The sequence below is a fragment of the Erwinia sp. LJJL01 genome (assembly GCF_047300805.2).
In the GTDB taxonomy this organism is placed as follows: Bacteria; Pseudomonadota; Gammaproteobacteria; order Enterobacterales; family Enterobacteriaceae; genus Erwinia; species Erwinia aphidicola.
This window is the reverse complement of sequence record NZ_CP178576.1, coordinates 599,691-617,729: the sequence shown is the minus strand read 5'-3', so window position 1 is coordinate 617,729 and position 18,039 is coordinate 599,691. Positions and strand designations below refer to the sequence as shown.

At 59.0% G+C, this 18,039-nt stretch carries 11 protein-coding genes; 10 read left to right on the top strand and 1 reads right to left on the bottom strand.

Annotated features, from left to right (window positions below; genetic code table 11):
- Positions 1-20: 20 nt before the first annotated feature.
- From ACLI4M_RS03550 to sseB, 3 genes are all read left to right on the top strand, one after another.
- Positions 21-1,220: an IscS subfamily cysteine desulfurase gene (locus ACLI4M_RS03550; protein ID WP_133623057.1), complete on the top strand. Its 1,200-nt coding sequence runs from the start codon at positions 21-23 to the stop codon at positions 1,218-1,220.
- A gap of 206 nt (positions 1,221-1,426) precedes the next feature.
- Positions 1,427-2,716: an aminopeptidase PepB gene (gene pepB, locus ACLI4M_RS03545; protein WP_133623058.1), complete on the top strand. Its 1,290-nt coding sequence runs from the start codon at positions 1,427-1,429 to the stop codon at positions 2,714-2,716.
- 112 nt (positions 2,717-2,828) lie between these two features.
- The gene (gene sseB, locus ACLI4M_RS03540; protein WP_133623059.1) at positions 2,829-3,608 is read left to right on the top strand and encodes an enhanced serine sensitivity protein SseB; all 780 of its coding nucleotides are present in this window, start codon (positions 2,829-2,831) and stop codon (positions 3,606-3,608) included.
- Between the two features lie 93 nt (positions 3,609-3,701).
- Here the strand turns inward: sseB and sseA are convergent, their stop codons facing one another.
- Entirely contained in the window at positions 3,702-4,556 is an 855-nt protein-coding gene (sseA, locus tag ACLI4M_RS03535; RefSeq protein WP_133623060.1) for a 3-mercaptopyruvate sulfurtransferase, read from the bottom strand.
- Between the two features lie 184 nt (positions 4,557-4,740).
- Between sseA and ACLI4M_RS03530 the strand changes: the two genes are divergently transcribed.
- The 7 genes from ACLI4M_RS03530 to ispG all read left to right on the top strand — a co-directional run bounded on the left by ACLI4M_RS03530 (position 4,741) and on the right by ispG (position 17,991).
- Complete coding sequence (locus tag ACLI4M_RS03530; RefSeq protein WP_413449776.1) at positions 4,741-10,701, top strand: alpha-2-macroglobulin family protein; 5,961 nt, start codon at positions 4,741-4,743, stop codon at positions 10,699-10,701.
- The gene (gene pbpC / locus ACLI4M_RS03525; RefSeq protein ID WP_133623062.1) at positions 10,698-13,013 is read left to right on the top strand and encodes a penicillin-binding protein 1C; all 2,316 of its coding nucleotides are present in this window, start codon (positions 10,698-10,700) and stop codon (positions 13,011-13,013) included. Before ACLI4M_RS03530 ends, pbpC begins: the two co-directional genes overlap by 4 nt.
- Positions 13,014-13,233: 220 nt before the next feature.
- On the top strand, positions 13,234-13,665 hold the full coding sequence (ndk, locus tag ACLI4M_RS03520; RefSeq protein ID WP_048915172.1) for a nucleoside-diphosphate kinase: 432 nt from the start codon (positions 13,234-13,236) through the stop codon (positions 13,663-13,665).
- Between the two features lie 172 nt (positions 13,666-13,837).
- Positions 13,838-15,007, top strand: coding sequence for a bifunctional tRNA (adenosine(37)-C2)-methyltransferase TrmG/ribosomal RNA large subunit methyltransferase RlmN (locus tag ACLI4M_RS03515; protein ID WP_133623063.1), 1,170 nt, complete (start codon positions 13,838-13,840; stop codon positions 15,005-15,007).
- A gap of 87 nt (positions 15,008-15,094) precedes the next feature.
- Positions 15,095-15,826 (top strand): type IV pilus biogenesis/stability protein PilW, encoded by a 732-nt coding sequence (pilW, locus tag ACLI4M_RS03510; RefSeq protein ID WP_133623064.1) that lies wholly within the window; start codon positions 15,095-15,097, stop codon positions 15,824-15,826.
- Positions 15,816-16,829, top strand: coding sequence for a cytoskeleton protein RodZ (gene rodZ, locus ACLI4M_RS03505; protein ID WP_099753530.1), 1,014 nt, complete (start codon positions 15,816-15,818; stop codon positions 16,827-16,829). The genes pilW and rodZ overlap by 11 nt, the downstream gene beginning before the upstream one ends.
- A 40-nt stretch (positions 16,830-16,869) precedes the next feature.
- A complete protein-coding gene (gene ispG, locus ACLI4M_RS03500) occupies positions 16,870-17,991 on the top strand; it encodes a flavodoxin-dependent (E)-4-hydroxy-3-methylbut-2-enyl-diphosphate synthase (RefSeq protein WP_048915176.1) in 1,122 nt (373 codons plus the stop codon).
- Positions 17,992-18,039: the final 48 nt, after the last annotated feature.

Here is an 18,039-nt window from a genome sequence, read left to right as displayed (position 1 = left end):
CTCCCGGAGCCTAATCAGCAATGAAATTACCGATTTATCTGGATTATTCTGCCACCACGCCAGCCGATCCCCGCGTGGCGGCCAAGATGATGCAGTTCCTGACAATGGACGGCACCTTCGGCAATCCGGCTTCCCGTTCACACCGTTTTGGCTGGCAGTCTGAAGAGGCGGTGGATATCGCCCGTAACCAGATTGCTGAGCTGGTTGGCGCTGACCCGCGTGAAATCGTCTTTACCTCCGGCGCGACCGAAGCCAACAACCTGGCCATTAAAGGCGCTGCCACCTTCCATCAGGAAAAAGGCCGCCACATCGTTACCTGCACCACCGAACACAAAGCCGTGCTCGATACCTGCGCGCAGCTGGAGCGTGAAGGCTTCAGCGTGACCTATCTCGACCCGCAGGCCGATGGTACTCTGGATCTTAAACAGCTGCAGGCTGCCCTGCGCGATGACACCGTGCTGGTATCGATCATGCACGTGAATAACGAGATCGGCGTGGTGCAGGATATCGCCACCATTGGCGACCTGTGCCGCGAACGCGGGATTATCTTCCACGTTGATGCCACCCAGAGCGTCGGTAAGCTGCCAATCGATCTCAGCCAGTTGAACGTCGATCTGATGTCGTTCTCCGCCCATAAAATCTACGGCCCAAAAGGGATCGGCGCGCTGTACGTTAGCCGCAAGCCGCGCGTGCGTCTCGAAGCACAGATCCACGGTGGCGGGCACGAGCGCGGCATGCGTTCCGGCACGCTGCCGGTGCATCAGATTGTTGGCATGGGCGAAGCCTATCGCATTGCCAGAGAAGAGATGAGCGTTGAGATGGCGCGCCTCGGCGCACTGCGCAGCCGCCTGTGGGCCGGGCTGAACCGCATTGAGCAGGTGCAGCTTAACGGCTCGCTGGAGCACGGCGCGGCCAATATTCTTAACGTCGGCTTCCGCTACGTTGACGGTGAGTCGCTGATCATGGCGCTGAAAGATCTGGCGGTATCGACCGGTTCGGCCTGCACCTCCGCCAGCATGGAACCCTCTTACGTGCTGCGCGCAATTGGCCTGGATGACGAACTCGCGCACAGCTCCATCCGCTTCTCGCTTGGCCGCTTCACCAGCGAAGAAGAAGTGGATTACGCTATTGCGCTGGTGCAGAAGTCTATCGCCCGCCTGCGTGAGCTGTCGCCGGAGTGGAAAGCCTTTAAAACCAACGGTGTCGCGCAGAGCAGCTAAACTGACTTATTGTGACGCAGAGAGCGGGCCGGAAATTTTCTGGCCCGTTTTGCATTGGTGCCGCCGCTCAGAGCACCTGACGAAAACATCCCTGACATATTTCTGTTAGTCTGACTCATCAAATTCGAATAGCATCCGTCTGCGCGACAGATCGCAGAGGCCGGGCAGACCCGGTCCACAAGACAAAAATGGTAAGGAGCCATGCGATGACCACCCCGATGAACATTACCCTGTCCACGGCAGCAGCCGACCCACGCTGGGGCGAAAAAGCCACCCTCAGCAGCAATGACGCGGGCATGACAATCCACCTGACCGGCAGCGATCCGCTGGTCACCATCCAGCGCGCGGCGCGTAAGCTTGACGGCCAGGGCATTCGCCACGTCAGCCTGAGCGGCGACGGCTGGGATCTGGAAAGCAGCTGGGCATTCTGGCAGGGCTATAAAAGCCCGAAAGGCGAGCGCGAAGTGCAGTGGGCTGCGCTGAGCGAGGCTGACCAGAAAGAGCTGAACAGCCGCCTGAAGGCGATTGACTGGGTGCGCGACACCATTAACCTGCCGGCGGAAGAGCTCGGCCCGGAGCAGCTGGCCACGCGCGCCATCGATCTGCTGTGCGCCGTTGCCTGCGACGACGTCAGCTACCGCATTATTAAAGGCGACGATCTCAAAGCGCAAAAGTATATGGGTCTGCACACGGTTGGCCGGGGTTCCACGCGTAGCCCGGTACTGCTGACGCTGGATTACAACCCGGGCGGCAGCGATGACACCCCGGTTTATGCCTGCCTGGTGGGTAAAGGCATCACCTTTGATACCGGCGGCTACAGCCTGAAGCAGAGCGCCTTTATGGACTCGATGAAGTCCGACATGGGCGGTGCCGCCACCCTGACCGGCGCCCTGGCGCTGGCTATCAGCCGCGGTCTAAAAAAGCGCGTGAAGCTGATCCTGTGCTGCGCGGACAATATGGTTAGCGGCAATGCCTTTAAGCTGGGCGATATCATTCACTACCGCAATGGCAAAACCGTTGAAGTGATGAACACCGATGCCGAAGGTCGCCTGGTGCTCGCCGATGGTCTGATCGACGCCAGCGCCTTAACGCCTGAGCTGATCATTGATGCCGCTACGCTGACCGGCGCGGCGAAAACGGCACTGGGTAACGACTATCACGCGCTGTTCAGCTTCGACGATGCGCTGTCTGACTCCCTGATGAGCAGTGCAAAAGGGGAGAACGAGCCGTTCTGGCGCCTGCCGCTGGCTGAGTTCCACCGCAGCCATCTGCCGTCAAACTTCGCCGATCTGAATAACATCGCCAGCCCCGCGCACTCGGCCGGTGCCAGCACTGCGGCGGCTTTCCTGTCGCACTTTGTCACTGACTATAAGCAGGGCTGGCTGCACATCGACTGCTCCGCGACCTACCGCAAAGGCGCAGTGGACCAGTGGTCCGCCGGTGCTACCGGGCTGGGCGTGCGCACCGTCGCTAATCTGCTGTTAAGCCGGGCGTAATTAAAAGGGCCGATCGAAAAAGAGGATCGGCCCCTACGGATTGCAATTATCTGGTTATTGTAGGGGCGGACCTTTTTTCCGGTCCGCTCGCTTCTTATTCTGGAATATCTCAATGAACGATCTTAATTCGCGCCTGGAAGAAGTGCTGAAACTGGCCGCTACGGAACCGGCGCACCGCCCGGAGTTTTTCTCGCTGCTGCTGGATGCCAGCGTGGTGGTGCCGGGGGAAAGTGCGCAATCCGGGCAGGCGATTGATGCCAGCACGCCGGTGGATCTGCAGCACTGGGAAAAAGAGGACGGCACCAGCATTATCCCGTTCTTTACGTCAGCAGAAGCGCTGGAGCAGGCCGTCAGCGGTGAGCAGGCTTACCTGGTGATGCCGGTGCGTACCCTGTTTGAAATGACCCTCGGAGAGGCGCTGTTCCTCAATCCGAAATTGCCGAACGGCAAAGAGTTTTCACCGCGCGAAATCGCCCATCTGCTGGGTGATGACAGTAATGCGCTGAGCCAGCAGACGGTGCTGGAGGGCGGCACGGCGCTGCTGCTGTCGGAGATCGCTGAGCCGCCAGCACAGATGGTGGATTCGCTGACCCAGCTGTTTGCCAAATACAAGTCAGTGCGCCGCGCCTATCTCGCGCATATCAAAGAGCGTGCGGATCAGCCGGCGAACCTGCTGATTGGTATTGAAGCCGATGGCGACGTCGGGGCGATTATTCAGGCGGCGGGCAGCGTGGCAACGGATACGCTGCTGGAAGATGAACCGATTGATATCTGTCACGTGGTAGAAGGGGAGAAGGGCATCAGCCACTTCTTTATTGCCCATATCACCCCGTTTTACGAGCGGCGCTGGGGCAGTTTCCTGCGTGATTTTAAAGTGAAGAATATCGATTGAAATACGGTGATGTTGCGGGCGGACCGAAAAAGAGGGTCCGCCCCTACTCGTAGGGGTCGATCCTCTTTTTCGATCGACCCGCTCCGGTCAGCCCTAAATTGAATCATTCACCCGCGGCAGATCCTGGCGCGTGCCCCATTCGCCCCAGGATCCGTCATACAGCGCTACGTTTTTCACGCCCAGGCTGGTCAGTGCCAGAATCACCACCACCGCCGTCACCCCGGAACCACAGCTGGCTATCACCGGCTGCGAAAGATCCACCCCCTGCTGGCTGAAAATCTCACCCAGCTCCTGCGCCGGCTTTAAGCGTCCTTCGGTCACCAGCGAGTTCCACGGCACGTTCAGGCTGCCCGGAATTCGGCCACGCAGCAGGCCAGGGCGCGGCTCGTCCACTTCGCCGTGGAAACGATTGGCGGCGCGGGCGTCAACGATCTGCGCGCCACCTTCATGGCTGACCAGCAGAACATCGGTGACGCGCTTGATCTCGCCTTCACCGGGTGCTATCTCAAACTCCCCCTCCGGCAGCTCAACCGCACCGCTGGCCAGCGGCAGCTCTGCCTGCTTCCAGCCCGCCAGCCCCCCGGCGAGAATCGACACCTGAGAGACGCCGAAATAGCGCAGCATCCACCAGGCGCGCGGGGCAGAAAACAGATTGCCCTCATCGTAGACCACCAGATGTTTATCGCTGTTCACGCCCAGCTCACGCATCGCCACGGCGAAGGTTTCACCGCGCGGCATCATATGTGGGTAGGGGCTGGTGTGGTCGGACAGCGCTTCAATATCAAAAAGCGGCGCATCCGGCAGGTGTGCTGCCCGGTACTCAGCGCTGAGGTCGCGGGTTTTCTCCTGGCCTGGCGGCAACATGCGCGCATCCAGAATCTGCACATTGTCATCATCGAGATGCTCCGCCAGCCAGTCAGCGGAAACAAACAGAGAAAGAGTCGTCATAGCGGCCTCGCAGTCAGTCAAAATATGAAGCTGAGTTTCAGCCATTTCATGCGCTATCACAAGGGTAAATCACTGCATTCAGAGCAGGCGCTCAAATCCGGCAAAATGTTGCTGTCGCAGATAGATATTGCACGGATAAACAATTACTCTTTGACCAGTTTTGTTACACGGAAGGTTCTCACCGATGGATGTGCTCAAGTTTCTGCTCCGCCTGCCTTTTATTCTGGTCAACGCGCTATGCTGGCTGATCTGCCTGCTGCTGCGTTTGATGGGGCGAATGTTGCGCCCGCTGCTGGGCGAGGTTAACTGGCGCGCCCCCGTCTGGGTTGCCCCGCTGAAAAGCGGCTTCCAGCGGCTGGAGCAGAGCGTTAACCGCCATCCTAAAGCCATTAGCGCCAGCCTGTTGCTGCTGCTGGCGCTTGCCGCTGCGGCCTTCTATGGCTGGCACTGGTGGCAGAATCGGCCAAAACCCATTGAGGTTGCGCCGCTGGCCATCCAGCACAGCCAGGTCAGCGCCATCGACCCCTCTGCCGTGGATTACAGCCAGGCAAAACCCGCAGTGCAAACCCTCACGCTGCGCTTTAATCAGTCGGTGGCCCCGGTCACGCGGGTGGGCAAAACCGTCACTGACGGCATAACCCTGAAACCGGCCCTGAAGGGCGGCTGGCAGTGGCAGAATGCCTGGACGCTGACCTTTACCCCCGAGCAGCCGCTGCCGCTGGGCGCGGGCTACGATGTCACCCTCAAACCGGAAACCCTGCTGGCGCCCCAGATCCGCATCGATAAAACGGACTACCACTTCAGCACCCCGGTCTTCGACTATCAGGTGGCTTCTACCGAGTATTATCAGGATCCGCAGGACAGCAGCCAGCACAGCGCCATCTTCAATATTAAATTTAACGCGCCTGCCGATGTGCAGAGCGTGGAGAAACAGCTGTCGCTCGGGCTGACCAGTGCCAAAGGTCAATCTGAGCAGCCGCTAAAATTCAGCGTCACCTGGGATGAAAAGAAACTGAACGCCTGGGTGCGCTCTGCGCCGCTGCAGCCGATGGATCATGGCGGCTTCGTTCATCTTAAGGTGAATGGCAGCGTGAAGTCCTCGCACCCCGGCAATGAAGCCGGGCGCAAAGCCGAAGCCTGGGTGACGGTGCCGAATCTCTACAGCCTGAGCGTCAGCGATATCAGTGCGATGGTGGTCGATAAAGCGGGCAGCCAGGGCGAGCGCGCGCTGATCCTCTCCTTTAGCGATGCGGTGCGCGATAGCGATATTAATAAAGCGGTTCGGGTCTGGCTGCTGCCGCAGCACGATCCGCGCCATCCTGATGAGCAAGATACTCACTGGGATCAGCAGGAGGTCGATCAAGCGATCATCAACCAATCAGCACCGCTGCCGCTCAGCCTGAACGATGCGGAAGAGAGCTATCAGCCGCAGTTCAGCTTTAAATTTGATGCCCCGGCCAGCCGTTGGCTGCTGGTGGAGGTCAATGCCGCCATGACCTCCAGCGGCGGCTATAAGATGCCGGCAAAAGTCTGGCGCGTGGTGCAGGTGCCGGACTATCCGCAGCTGTTGCGCTTCGCCGCCGAGGGATCCCTGCTGTCCGTGAAGGGGGATAAGCGCATCAGCGTGGCCGCGCGCAACGTGCCGGGCCTGCGGGTTGATATCAAACGCGTGATCCCCAGCCAGCTACAGCACATCGTTTCGTTCAAAAGCCGTGAATTCGCTTCGGCCGATTTCAATCGTCTGAACGATGAATACTTTACCGAGCACTTCCGCTACCAGACGGCGGTCAATAATAGTCACCCGGGGGAGGTGAGCTATCAGGGCGTTGATCTGTCGCGCTACCTCTCTACTGACGCCAAATCGCATCGCGGCATTTTCCTGCTGACCTTATCGCAGTGGACACCGGGTCAGAAGGATCAGCAACCTGCAGAAGATGAGTACCAGCAGGAGGACGCTGCCGCAGAGAGTGTGGGGGATTCACGCTTTGTGGTGGTGACCGATCTGGGCATTATTGCCAAGCGCTCGCAGGATAAGACTCGCGATCTGTTCGTGCAGTCGATAGGCAGCGGCGAGCCGGTTGCGGGCGCGCAGGTATCGGTGGTGGCGAAAAACGGTGAGAAGATAATGAGCCGCGTCACCGGCAGTGATGGTCACGTCAGCTTCCCGTCGCTGGAGGTTTACACCAACGAGCGCCAGCCGGTGATGTTCCTGGTGGAAAAAGAGGGGGATGTCTCCTTCCTGCCGACCGGGCGCGACAACGATCGCGGCCTCGATTTCTCCCGCTTTGACGTCTACGGTGATGCCACGCCTGACGACAAGCGCACGCTCAGCAGCTATCTGTTTTCTGACCGCGGCGTTTACCGCCCTGGCGACACCTTTAATATCGGCCTGATTACCCGTGCCGCCGACTGGGCCGTCCCGGTGACGGGGGTGCCCGTGCGGGCAGAAATTCATGACCCACGCGACAAGCTGATGCGCACCGTGCCGCTGACGCTGACGGCGAGCGGCTTCAACGAGCTGAGCTTTACCACGGCAGAAAACGCGCCGACCGGCGAATGGAATATCTACCTCTATCTGCCGGGCAAGGATGAAGACTCTACGCGCCTGCTTGGCAGCACCTCGGTCAACGTCAAAGAGTTCGAGCCGGACCCGCTAAAGGTTAAGCTGACGCTGACGCCAGACCAGCAGCAGGGCTGGGTGAAGCCGGACCAACTGAAGGCCAGTATCGACGTGCAGAATCTGTTTGGTACCCCGGCGCAGAAGCTGCGCGTGGCGTCAAAACTGACTCTGCGCCCGGTCTATCCGGCCTTCGATCGCTATGCCGATTACGCCTTCTATGAAGCGCGATCCGCCAGCGACGGCTACGAGACCGAGCTGGAAGAGAGCACCACCGATGACAAAGGCCAGGCGGCCATCAAGCTCGATCTCAGCGCATGGGGCGAGTCAACTTATCAGCTGCAGCTGCTGTCCGAAGCCTTTGTCGCGGGCAGCGGTCGCTCGGTGGCTGCGACCGCCCGCACGCTGGTCTCACCATATGATTATTTGATCGGCGCGAAGGCCGATGGCGACCTGGGTTATATCCGTCAGAATGCGCTACGCAACGTTAATCTGATCGCCATTAATCCGGCGCTGGATACCATTGCGCTCAGCGGCCTGAAGCTGCAGCTGCTGCAGCAGAAATATCTGTCGGTGCTGACGCGACAGGAATCCGGCGTGTATAAATACCAGTCGAAGCTGAAAGAGATCCCGGTTTCTGAGGTCGCGCTCGATCTGCCTGCCAGCGGCCATAGCCTGGCGCTGGCGACCGACAAGCCCGGCGATTACGTGCTGGTGGTGCAGGATGCGAAAGGGGCAGTGCTCAACCGCATCGCCTGGAGCGTGGCCGGGGAAGCGAACCTGACGCGCTCGCTCGACCGCAATGCCGAGCTGAAAATGAAGCTGGATCGGGCCCAGTATCTGCCAGGTGATGAAATTGAAGTGGCGATCAACGCGCCCTACACCGGCAGCGGGTTAATCACCATAGAGAAAGACCGCGTCTACAGCTGGCAGTGGTTCCATACCACCACCACTAACTCAGTGCAGAAGATCCGCATTCCGTCAGAGCTGGAAGGTAACGCCTATATCAACGTGCAGTTTGTGCGTGATATCAACTCCGACGAGATATTTATGAGCCCGCTGAGCTATGGCGTAATGCCGTTCAAAATCAGCAATGCGGCGCGCAAAAACAGCCTTAGCCTGACCAGCCCTGAGTTGCTGAAGCCAGGGCAGAACCTGACCATTGATGTCAAAACCGATGGCCCACAGCAGGTGGCGGTGTTTGCGGTAGATGAAGGGATCCTGCAGGTGGCGCGCTATCGCCTGACCGATCCGCTCGACTACTTCTTCCGCAAGCGCGAACTGAGCGTGGAAAGCTCACAGATCCTCGACCTGATCCTGCCGGAGTTCAGCAAACTGATGTCGCTGACCTCGGCACCGGGCGGTGACGGGGCAGAAGGGATGGATCTCCACCTCAATCCGTTCAAGCGCAAGCGTGACAAACCGGTGGCTTACTGGTCCGGCATCACCGAAGTCAACGGCATCAGGCAGTTTACCTATCCGCTGCCGGACTACTTCAATGGCAAAATCCGCGTGATGGCGATTTCGGTCACGCCGGATAAAATCGGTAAAGCGCAGACCGCCACTACCGTGCGTGATGACTTTATCCTGACGCCGAACGTGCCGTCGATGGTGGCGCCGGGCGATGAGTTTGACGTCAGCGTTGGGGTGAGCAACAACCTCAGCGGCCAGAGTTCAGAGCCGCTGCCGATTGCGGTGCAGCTTACGCCACCGCCGCAGCTGGAAGTGGTCGGCAGCGCGCAGCAGTCGCTGAGCCTGGCCGCCAAACATGAAGGCATGGTGAGTTTCCGCCTGCGGGCCAAAGCCGAACTGGGCGATGCACCGCTGCAGTTCAGCGCCAGCTTCGGCGACAAAACCAGCCGCCGCACCATCAGCATCTCGGTACGCCCGGCGATGCCGTTCCGCATCCAGACGGTGATGGGGCGCATGAACGGCAGCAGCCAGCAGGTCGACAACCTGCGCCAGATGTTTGGCGCTTACGCCCAGCGTCAGGCCGCGGTGTCGAACTCGCCGCTGGTGCTGACCCGTGGATTAGCCAGCTATCTGGCTGACTACCCGTACTACTGCTCCGAACAGATTGTCAGCCAGTCGATCCCGCTGCTGTTGCAGAGCGAGCACCCGGAACTGCGCGGCGCGCTGGATGCAGATAAAGTGCGTCAGCAGCTGAAGGGCATTCTCGACGTGCTGCGCTCACGCCAGAACGCTGACGGCGGAATTGGTCTGTGGATGGCTTCACCGCAGGTCGACCCGTTTGTGACGCCATACGTGGTGCAGTATCTGCTGGAAGCCCGCGCTGCAGGTTATCCGCTGCCCAACGGGATGCTGGATGAGGCTAACGTGGCGCTGCGCACTCTGGCGGCCAGCGGTTATGAAGATCTCTATCACCTGCGTCTGCGTGCCTGGGCGGTCTATCTGCTGACGCGCCAGGGCGAAATCACGACCAGCGCGCTGGCCTCCGTTCAGGAGACGCTGCAAAAACGCTTCCCGCAGAGCTGGAGCAGCGATCTTAGCGCGCTCTACCTGGCCTCGTCGTGGAAGTTACTGAAAGCCGATGAGGAAGCCAACCGCCTGCTGCAGCCGACCTGGCAGGCGCTGAGCAAATCCTGGGATAACACCTGGTGGACCAATAACTACTACGATCCGCTGGTGACGGACGCCACGCGGCTGTATCTGATTACCCGCCACTTCCCGGAGAGCGTCTCCGCCGTGCCGCCGCAGGTGCTGGAAAATATGGTGCAGGCGCTGCGTGAACAGCGCTACACCACCTTCTCTGCCGCGATGAGCATTCTGGCGCTGGAGAGCTACTCCGCACAGGTGGCGCAGCAGAACGATCCGGCCGCGCTGAGCATTAGCCAGCAGGAACGCGGCAGCAAAGTGCCGCAGCTCATCTCCACGCTGCAGGGCCGCTTCGCGCAGGGGCAGTTCACTGCGGCTGCCAGCGCCGTGCAGTTCAGTAATCAGGGCGATGCACCGGCCTGGTATGTGGTAACCCAGGCAGGGTACGATCTGGCCGCACCGCAGCAGGCGGTGGCGAAAGGGCTGGAGATTAGCCGGGATTACACCGATGCCGCAGGCAAAGAGGTCAGCAAGGTGACGCTGGGGCAGACGATTAACGTGCGCCTCAAGATCCGCGCCAATGCAAACCAGGCGCTGAGCAACCTGGCGATAGTCGACCTGCTGCCGGGCGGTTTTGAGGTGGTGCAGCAAACGCCACCCGCGCCGGAAAGCGATGCTGAAGAGCCGTCGGGCGAAACCTCTTCCGCCTGGCAGTCTCCGCTGGCGGCCAATGGCTCCACCTGGTCGCCGGACTACAGCGATATTCGCGAAGACCGGGTCATTATTTACGGGAGCGCGACGAAAGATCTGCAGGAGTTTGTCTACCAGATCAAAGCCACCAACACCGGCAGCTTCACCATCCCGCCAGCCTATGGTGAAGCGATGTACGATCGCGATATTCAGGCGATGTCGGCGGCGCAGGGGAAAATTGAGGTGGTGGCGGCTGAAGCACCGTTTGCAGCGTCACGATGAAACGCCTGCTGCAAAATCTGGCAGTAGCGCTGGGGCTGCTGGCGCTGCTGCTAATCGGTTTTCGTCTGTGGCCTAACCCGCCGCTCTCACAGGGCATCCCACTCTCTACCGCCTGGTATGACCGCCACGGTACGCTGCTGCGCCTCTCGCTTGCCAGCGACGACCGCTATCGACAGTGGACGCCGCTGGAGCAGGTTTCTCCGCTGGCGGTGCGTGGGCTGCTGCTGCATGAGGATCGCTGGTTCTGGTACAACCCCGGTTTTAATCCCCTGAGTCTGGTGCGCGGTTTCTGGCGCAGCTATGTGGCGGGCGGGCGGCTTCAGGGCGGCTCCACCATCACCATGCAGCTGGCGCGCATGCACTGGCAGCTGAATACCCGTTCGCCCGGCGGCAAGCTGATGCAGGTGCTGCGCGCCGTGCAGCTCGAGCTGAGCTACTCCAAACACGATATTCTCGAAGCGTATCTCAATGCCGCGCCCTATGGCCGCAACATCGAGAGCATCGGCGCCGCCAGCCTGATCTATTTTGCTAAACCGCCGTCTCAGCTGACGCTGGCCGAAGCCCTGACTCTTGCGGTACTGCCGCAGTCGCCGAGCCTGCGCATGAATCCGCGCAGTGACGAAGCCAGCCCGCCGTTGATGCAGGCCCGCAACCGCCTGTTTCAGCGCTGGCAGCAGCATTATGCAACGGATGCCAGCCAGCGAGCGCTGTTCAGCCTGCCGCTGGCGCTGCGCCAGCCGCAGGATTTGCCGTTTATCGCGCCGCATTTTATTGAGCAGCTGCAAAATGGAGAACGTCAGCCGCGCGTTGACACCACGCTTGATGCCGGGCTGCAGCGGCTGGTGGAGCAGCAGGTGCGGGCGTTTATCCGGCGCAATCAGAGTCGCGGCATTCATAACAGCGCCGTACTGCTGGTGGATACGCGCGACATGGGCGTACGCGCGCTGGTCGGCTCGGCGGATTATGACAACCGGCAGATTCAGGGGCAGGTTAACGGCACCACCGCCAAACGTTCACCGGGCTCAGCACTCAAGCCGTTTATCTACGCGCTGGGCATGGAGCAGGGCGTACTGCACCCGATGACGGTGCTGAAGGACGTGCCTTCATCATTTGGCAGCTATGCGCCGGAAAATTTTGACCGCCGCTTTCTCGGCCCTGTTACCGCCACCGATGCACTGAACTTCAGCCGCAATATTCCGGCGGTGGCTATTGCCTCGCAGCTGCGCCAGCCCGGCTTCTATCAGTTCCTGCAGCTGGCCGGCGTCAGCAATATGGCGAGTGAAAAACATTATGGTCTTTCGCTGGTGCTCGGCGGTGGGGAAGTGACGGCGCAGGAGCTGGCTAAGCTGTACGCCATGCTGGCAAACCGTGGCGAACTGCGCGACCTGCGCATGCGCGAGCAGGCACCTGTGCCGCCGGCCTTTCGCCTGCTGAGTGAGGAGGCCAGCTTTATGACGCTGGATATTCTGCGCCAGCATCGTCGCCCGGGTGACACTCTGGCGCAGCGGCCCGCGTCACTGCCGGTGTACTGGAAGACCGGCACCTCCTGGGGATTCCGCGATGCGTGGAGCGTCGGGATTTTCGGTCCGTACGTGCTGGTGGTGTGGCAGGGTAACTTTGCCGGGCAGGGCAATGAGGCCTTTGTCGGGGTGGAAGCGGCCGCACCGCTGTTTTTCAATATCATCGACAGCGTGGTGGCGAGCTACCCCCAGCTGAAAGAGCCGCAGCACCGTTTCCCGCCGCAGCTGAAAAGGGTGGAGATCTGTCTGCCGAGCGGCAACCTGCCAACGCAGTGGTGTCAGCAGCGCGGGCGCAGCTGGTTTATTCCCGGCAAATCGCCGATCAAAGTCGACACGGTTTACCGCCCGCTGCGCATCGATAACCACAGCGGTGAGGTGGCCTGTGCGCCGTGGGACCCGCAGCAGACGCACGTTGAGGTGTTTGAGTTCTGGCCCTCTGACCTGGCGAACGTTTTCGCGCTGGCAGGGTTACCGAAACGCCCGCCGCCCGCTACGCAGTGCCAGCAGGGCGCCGTGGGGGGGGACGCGCCGCGCATCACCTCGCCGCAGAAAAACATCACCTATACGCTGCGCCAGTCGCAGCAGGGGCGTGACAAACTCAGCTTTAGCGCGGTGACGGATGCCGACAGCAGCAGCGTCTACTGGTTTATTGACGATATCTTCCTCGGCAGCAGTGCCAGTAAAGTGCCGCTCGACTGGCGGCCAACAAGGCCGGGTAAATACAGAGTCCGTGCGGTGGACGATCGCGGGCGTGCCGACAGCCGTCTGATTCATGTCGAATTAATTCGTTAATTTCAGACAGAACCCTGGCCGCAGTGATGGTCATCATTCGCCGCGCTGCGTAAAATAGCGCCAGCTGGGGCAAATTTCCCGCGATGGTGGTCGAGTTTTTCAATAAATTATTGAATCTTCGATAGGCATCCATCGCGATGCCCCCTATAATCTGCGGCCATTTTCCCGGCCGGGAACACCGTTTTCGCGGCTACATTCGAAAGATAAGACAGGGGTCAACATGACTATTGAGCGTACATTCTCCATCGTAAAACCTAACGCTGTGGCAAAAAACGTGATCGGCGCAATCTTCAACCGTTTTGAAAGCGCTGGCTTCAAAATCGTTGGCAGCAAAATGCTGCACCTGAGCAAAGAGCAGGCTGAAGGTTTCTACGCTGAGCACCAGGGTAAGCCATTCTTCGATGGTCTGGTTGAATTCATGACCTCAGGTCCGGTAGTGGTTTCTGTACTGGAAGGCGAAAATGCCGTACAGCGTCACCGTGACCTGATGGGCGCAACTAACCCAGCTAACGCACTGGCTGGCACCCTGCGTGCAGACTACGCGGACAGCTTCACCGAGAACGCGACCCACGGTTCAGATTCTGCTGAATCTGCTGCTCGTGAAATCGCTTACTTCTTCGGCGAAAACGAAGTGTGCCCGCGCACCCGTTAATTCGGCTGCCTGCCCTGCTGCAGGGTTTACAAATTAATTCGCTATAGTGCTTTAACCCTGTGAAGGTCATGAGTACAATAATGCGCCCCGGGAGTTCGCTCTCCGGGGCGCTTCTATTTTATTCACTTCAAACCCAGCGCCATAACGTGTAACAACGAGGCCAGAGAATATTATGTCCGAACTTATTGTGACTCCGTCGTCCGCTTCACCTGCCGTCGTAACGCCAAAAAAAGAGAGAATTAACCTGCTCGATCTCAATCGTCAGCAGATGCGTGAGTTTTTTGCCAGCATGGGTGAAAAGCCGTTTCGTGCCGATCAGGTGATGAAGTGGATCTACCATTACTGCTGTGATGACTTCGACGAGATGACCGACATCAACAAGGTCTTCCGTAACAGGCTGAAGGAGGTCGCGGAAATCCGCGCGCCGGAAGTGGCTGAAGAGCAGCGCTCCTCCGATGGCACCATCAAGTGGGCTATCCAGGTCGGCGGCCAGCAGGTCGAAACTGTCTATATTCCAGAAAAAGATCGCGCCACCCTGTGTGTCTCTTCCCAGGTGGGCTGTGCGCTGGAGTGCAAATTCTGTTCTACCGCGCAGCAGGGCTTTAACCGCAACCTGCGCGTGTCGGAAATCATCGGTCAGGTGTGGCGCGCGGCGAAAATTATCGGCGCGGCCAAAGTCACCGGCCAGCGCCCGATCACCAACGTGGTGATGATGGGGATGGGCGAGCCGCTGCTGAACCTGAATAACGTGGTTCCGGCGATGGAAATCATGCTGGACGACTTCGGCTTTGGCCTGTCGAAACGCCGCGTAACCCTGTCCACCTCCGGTGTGGTTCCGGCGCTGGATAAACTTGGCGATATGATTGACGTGGCGCTGGCGATTTCACTGCACGCGCCAAATGACACAATTCGTGACGAAATTGTGCCAATCAACAAAAAGTACAATATTGAGACCTTCCTGGCCGCGGTCAGCCGCTACATTGGCAAGTCAAATGCCAACCAGGGGCGTGTGACCATTGAGTACGTGATGCTCGACCACATCAATGACAGCACGGATAATGCCCATGAACTGGCCGCGCTGCTGAAAAATACACCCTGTAAGATCAACCTGATCCCATGGAACCCCTTCCCAAGCGCACCCTATGGTCGTAGTTCGAACAGTCGCATCGATCGCTTCTCTAAAGTGTTGATGGATTACGGTTTTACTACTATTGTGCGTAAGACCCGCGGCGATGATATCGATGCCGCCTGCGGCCAGCTGGCCGGGGAAGTGATCGACCGCACCAAGCGCACGCTGAAAAAGAAAATGGCCGGTGAAGCCATCTCTGTGAAGGCGATCTGAAACCCGGTGTTTTCCTGCCCTGCAGCGTGTTGACTCTGTAAACATTGGCGTAGCATAAGCCGCGAATGGATACCGGGAGAAACAGGGATGCGGGCAGGTTTAATCGTTGGTTTAGCGCTGTCGCTGCTGGTGGGGTGCCAAACTTCACCGCAGCGTAAAGCACTGGTAGAGACGCGCATACAGCTAGGCCTGGCCTATCTGCTGCGGGGTGATAATGAAGCGGCTCGCCGCAATTTGCAGCGGGCGCTGGCATTGGCGCCAAAAGATTACCGAACCCAGCTGGCCATGGCGCGTTATCAGCAGCAGATGGGTGAGCAGAGCAGGGCGCAGCAGCATTATCGCCGCGCGCTGAAACTTGCACCGCAAAACGGCTATGTGCTTAATAATTACGGTGCGTTTCTCTGCGGTTTAGGGCAGTATGATGCGGCACAACGGCAGTTCAGCAGGGCTATTGAAGATTCAGCAGACGGACTTCGTGCCGATACGCTCGAAAACTCAGGCTACTGTTTTTTGAATGCCGGGCAGCAAGAGAAAGCGCGTTATGCGCTGGCGGATGCGGTGCAGACCGATCCTGCTAAGGGAATGCCTATGCTGGCAGAAGCCGAAAGGCGATTTGGAAAGGGGAGATGCTCAGACTCGCGCCTCCTGTTAGATGTTTATCAACACAACTTTCCTGTTTCTGCGGAAAGTCTGTGGTTAGAGATTCGCTTCGCCGCGCAGGCCAACCAGCCCGATGATGTACAGCGTTATGGGGCGCAACTTGCGCGAATTTTTCCACAATCGATACAGCACCAGCATTTTTTAGCTAATGAATACTGAAGCCACTGAAGACAAATCCAACGTAAATTCAACAGGCGAGCGCCTGCGCAGCGCCCGTGAACAGATGGGCCTGACTCAGCAGAACGTTGCTGAGCGCCTCTGCCTGAAACTTTCCACCGTCCGCGATATTGAAGAGGACAAGTCGCCTGCCAATCTGGCATCGACCTTCCTGCGTGGTTATATCCGTTCTTACGCACGCCTGGTTCGCGTGCCGGAAGAAGAACTGCTGCCGATGATGGCTAAACAAGCCCCGGTCAGAGCCGCAAAAGTTGAACCGATGCAAAGTTTCTCCCTCGGCAAGCGCCGCAAAAAGCGTGATGGCTGGTTGATGATCTTCACCTGGCTGGTGCTGTTTGTGGTGGTGGGCCTGACGGGCGCCTGGTGGTGGCAGAATCATAAAGCCGCTCAGGACGATCTGGTCTCGATGGCCGATCAGAATGCGCCTGCGGAAGGGGAGAGCGGCAACGGGCAGTCTATTCCGTTGACTGACGGTAATGCCAGCAGCAGTGCGGATACCAGCGGCCAGTCGGTGCCGATGGATATGGCACCAAGCCAGGCTCCGGCGGATACCAGCAGCGCGCCTGCTGCTACCCCGGCCGATAACGCTCCGGCTGCCAGTGCTCAGGCACCGGCAGCAAACACCCAGGCTGCCAACTCGCAGCCTGCGGTGGTATCTCCAGCGCAGGCACCGGTTGATAGCGCTGCCAACGGTCAACTACCTACCAGCAGCGCCGGCGTCAGCCAGCCTGCTGCCGATCCGAATGCGGTTATCATGAACTTCTCCAGCGATTGCTGGCTGGAAGTGACTGATGCTGCCGGTAAAAAACTGTTCAGCGGCATTCAGCGTAGCGGTGGTAAACTGAGCCTCGCCGGTACGGCTCCTTATCGCCTGAAGATTGGTGCCCCGGCCGCAGTACAGATCGAGTATCAGGGTAAGCCTGTTGATCTGAGTCGTTTTATCCGTACTAACCAGGTTGCTCGCCTGACTTTAGGTGCGCAATAACGCATCTTTTTCTGGTCGCGAGTAATTGTGGAGAAAGAATATGCATAATGAAGCACCCATTACCCGTCGCAAATCTAAACGTATTTACGTCGGCAAGGTGCCTGTGGGCGACGGTGCCCCCATCGCCGTTCAGTCCATGACCAATACCCGAACGACTGACGTCGCTGCCACGGTCGCCCAGATCAAGGCACTTGAGCGCGTTGGCGTTGATATCGTGCGCGTTTCCGTGCCAACCATGGATGCCGCCGAAGCCTTCCGCCTGATCAAACAGCAGGTTAACGTCCCGCTGGTTGCTGATATCCACTTCGACTACCGCATTGCCCTGAAAGTCGCCGAATATGGCGTCGACTGCCTGCGTATTAACCCGGGCAATATCGGCAATGAGGAGCGCATCCGCTCGGTGGTCGACTGCGCCCGCCACTACAACATTCCGATCCGCATCGGGGTGAACGGCGGATCGCTGGAAAAGGATCTGCAGGAAAAATACGGTGAGCCGAATCCGCAAGCGCTGCTGGAATCGGCGATGCGTCATGTGGATATCCTCGACCGCCTGAACTTTGACATGTTCAAAGTCAGCGTGAAAGCTTCCGATGTGTTCCTTGCCGTCGAGTCGTATCGCCTGCTGGCTAAGCAGATCGATCAGCCGCTGCACCTCGGGATCACCGAAGCCGGTGGCGCCCGAGCCGGTGCGGTGAAGTCCGCCATTGGCCTTGGCCTGCTGCTGTCTGAGGGCATTGGCGATACGCTGCGTATCTCGCTGGCGGCGGATCCGGTAGAAGAAGTGAAAGTCGGTTTCGATATCCTGAAATCACTGCGCATCCGTTCCCGCGGCATTAACTTTATCGCCTGCCCAACCTGTTCCCGTCAGGAGTTTGACGTGATCGGCACGGTGAATGCGCTGGAAGAGCGGCTGGAAGATATCATTACGCCGATGGATATTTCGATTATCGGCTGCGTGGTTAACGGCCCGGGTGAAGCCACGGTATCGACCATGGGCGTCACCGGCGGCAACAAGAAGAGCGGTTTCTACGAAGATGGCGTGCGTCTGCGCGAGCGTCTCGACAACGACAATATGATTGACCAGCTGGAAGCGCGCATTCGTGCTAAAGCCACCATGCTGGATGAATCGCGCCGGATCACCATCCAGCAGGTCGAAAAATAATCTGTAGGGGGCGACCTGCTGTGGCGGTCGTCCCTTGCTGCATGAAAT